Origin of the sequence: Actinokineospora sp. (genome assembly GCF_050699995.1) — a bacterium.
Taxonomy (GTDB): Bacteria; Actinomycetota; Actinomycetes; order Mycobacteriales; family Pseudonocardiaceae; genus Actinokineospora.
The window spans coordinates 1-2817 of sequence record NZ_JBOHGC010000414.1 but is presented as its reverse complement, the minus strand read 5'-3'; the positions used below and the strand labels follow the sequence as shown (position 1 = coordinate 2817).

General features: G+C 71.8%; 4 protein-coding genes. All 4 read right to left on the bottom strand.

Annotated features, from left to right (window positions below; genetic code table 11):
* Positions 1-177 precede the first annotated feature (177 nt).
* Positions 178-606, bottom strand: coding sequence for an alternative ribosome rescue aminoacyl-tRNA hydrolase ArfB (gene arfB, locus ACRDSQ_RS20315; protein ID WP_431423232.1), 429 nt, complete (start codon positions 604-606; stop codon positions 178-180).
* Positions 607-646: 40 nt separating this feature from the next.
* Positions 647-1366, bottom strand: coding sequence for a hypothetical protein (locus tag ACRDSQ_RS20310; RefSeq protein WP_431423230.1), 720 nt, complete (start codon positions 1364-1366; stop codon positions 647-649).
* Positions 1351-1872 carry a SigE family RNA polymerase sigma factor gene (locus ACRDSQ_RS20305; protein WP_431423229.1) on the bottom strand — a complete coding sequence of 174 codons (522 nt, stop codon included), beginning with the start codon at positions 1870-1872 and terminating at the stop codon, positions 1351-1353. Before ACRDSQ_RS20305 ends, ACRDSQ_RS20310 begins: the two co-directional genes overlap by 16 nt.
* 53 nt (positions 1873-1925) lie before the next feature.
* The coding region (gene purM / locus ACRDSQ_RS20300; protein ID WP_431423228.1) for a phosphoribosylformylglycinamidine cyclo-ligase at positions 1926-2817 on the bottom strand (892 nt) is incomplete at its 5' end.

The window sequence follows — 2817 nt, the reverse complement described above, 5'->3', positions numbered from 1 at the left end:
CCCCTGACCGGGGCGGTCTTCACGGCTCGACCTCGGAGCACACACGCTCGGTTTGGCGCACCCTCAGTACGTGACACTCCGGTACTGGGCGGGCACGACCGCACTGTCACCGAGTTCGGTGGCCGCTCGGAGCGCCCAGTAGGGATCCCGAAGCAATTCCCGCCGTTGTGGGTCAGATCACTCGCCGGACGGTTCGCGGCGGCCGCGCTTGATCTCGCCGCGCTGCTTCTTGGCGGTGATCCGCCGCTCCTTGGCCCGGCGCGACGGCTTCGTCGGCCTGCGTGCGGGTGGCGGCGGCTCGGCCGCCTGCCGAAGGAGTGTGGCCAGCCGTTCGCGGGCCGCGGCGCGGTTGGCGAGTTGCGCCCGGTATTCGCTGGCCGCGATCGTCACCACGCCGTCGACCAGCCGGTTTCCCAGCCGGGCGAGCAGCCTGGGGCGCAGGTCGTCGGGGACCGACGGCGAGTGCTCGACGTCGAAGGACAGCTCGACGCGGCTGTCGGCGGTGTTCACGCCCTGGCCGCCGGGACCGGACGACCGAGAGAACCGCTCACGCAGCTCGGTCGCCGGGATCACCAGCTTTCCGGACACCACCAACTCATCAGGCACGCGTCAAGCATGCCGCACCGGCCGCGAGACGCGAATCGGATTACAGGCCGAGGCCGGGATGGGTGCCGATCGCCTCGAGCACCGGGACCGGGAGCAGGATCGTGAGCCGCGCGTCGCGTTCTGCCGGGCTCTCCACCACCGACACCTCGACGCCGTTCTTGCGGCGGACGTTGACGAACGCGGTTTCCCGACCGGAGAGGTTCTCGATCTTGGTGCGGATCGCCGTGCCGTCCGGGTTCTCCCGGCTGGTGCAGTTCTCACCGGCCCGGCAGAACAGCCGCAGCGTGTTGGGCGGCTCGATCGTCACGATGAGGGTGCGCTTGCCAGACCTGTCGTCCAGCACGACGGTGAGGACCGCTCCCTGGAACTGCAACTCCGCGAGTCCCTCCACGCGGTGCGCGCTGATGCCCTGCGCCCAAAGGCGGTTCGACCGGATCGCGTCCGTCAGCTCCGGCCACTGCACGCCTGCCAGGTGCACCGTGCCGGGCTTGCTCGTGGTGGTCGTGCGCGGGGTCGAGGGCGGCGCGCTCGCCGACTGGGCCGGGCCGAGTTGATCGGCGGACGGCCCGAGCAAGCCGCCCGCGAGGGCCGTCGTCCCCAGCACGGCCGCGACCACGGCGGCGGCTGCGCCGCCGGTGGCGACCGACCGCCTGCGGCGAAGCCTGGCCCGGCCTTCGGCGAAGATCCGGTCGCGGTCGATCCCCAGCGGCGGTTCGCCGTCGAGGGCGCGGCCGAGCAGTGCCTTCACGTCGTCGGGCATGGGGACCCCTCCAGCGCGACACGGCCTGCCGCCAGCAGTTGACGCAGGGCGGCGAGTCCCTTGGACGCCTGGCTCTTGATCGTGCCCTCGCTCTTCCCGAGCGCCTGCGCGGTCTCCGCGACCGAGAGGTCCTCCCAGTACCGCAGGACGACTACCGCGCGCTGCCCCGGAGGCAGCTGCGCCAGCGCCCGCCGGACGTCGAGAGCGTCGTCCACCCCAGCGGGCGGCACACCGATCTCGGGGAGGTCGCCGACAACGTTCTCGCGTCTGCGGAACGCGCGGCGGGACTCATCGATGGCGGTGCGGACCATGACCTTGCGCGCGTAGGCGTCGACATTGCCCGCGCGGTTGAGCCGCGGCCAGGCGACGTAGATCTTCGCCAGCGTGGTCTGCACAAGGTCCTCCGCGCGATGCCAGTCGCCCCCGCTCAACAGATAAGCGGTTCGGCGAATGACGACGGCACGGCTGTCCAGGTATTCCCCGAATTCCGCGTCGCGATCAGACACCGGCCCCTCCCGCCCTCACCTGTTGATACGGCTGGGCGGGACCGCGGGTTGCCTCAGAACCTCGGGTGATCTCCGCAGAGCACCGCGCGCGGGGCGTCGGCGTCCTCGGCGGGGCGGACGTCGCCCAGCACCCACGCCGGGACGTGGCGGGCGGTGAGCACCGCCAGCGCGCGGTCGACGTCCTCGGGCGCGACGACGGCGACCATGCCGACGCCCATGTTGAACGTGCGCTCCATCTCGACCCGCTCGACCCGGCCGCGCTGGGCGATCAGCGAGAACACCGGCTTCGGCGTCCAGGTGCCGCGGTCGAGGTCGGCGTGCAGGCCGTGCGGGATGACCCTGGCCAGGTTGGCCGCGAGGCCGCCGCCCGTGATGTGGGCGAAGGTCCGGACCTCGGTCTCGGCGCACAGCGCCAGGCAGTCCTTGGCGTAGATGCGGGTCGGCTCGAGCATCTCCTCGCCGAGGGTGCGGCCGAACTCCTCGACGTGCCCCTCCAACGGCATCCGGCCGATCTCCAGCAGGACATGGCGGGCCAGCGAGTAGCCGTTGGAGTGCAGGCCGGACGAGGCCATCGCCACCAGGACGTCACCGGCACATACCCGTTCCGCGCCCAGCACGTCGTCGGCCTCGACGACACCGGTCGTCGCGCCGGCGAGGTCGTACTCGTCCAGGCCGAGCAGACCCGGATGCTCGGCGGTCTCGCCGCCGGCCAGCGCGCAGCCCGCCGTTACGCACGCCTGCGCGATGCCCTTGACGATGGCCGCAATCCGCTGCGGCACCACCCGCCCGCAGGCGATGTAGTCGGTCATGAACAGCGGCTCCGCCCCGCAGGCCACGACGTCGTCGACCACCATGCCCACAAGGTCGCGCCCGATGGTGTCGTGCACGTCCATCCGCCGCGCGATGTCGACCTTGGTGCCGACGCCGTCGGTGCTGGTCGCCAGC

Coding starts and splice junctions, on each gene's coding strand:
- ACRDSQ_RS20310 (WP_431423230.1), bottom strand. CDS start 1,366: ATGCCCGACGACGTGAAGGCACTGCTCGGCCGCGCCCTCGACGGCGAA.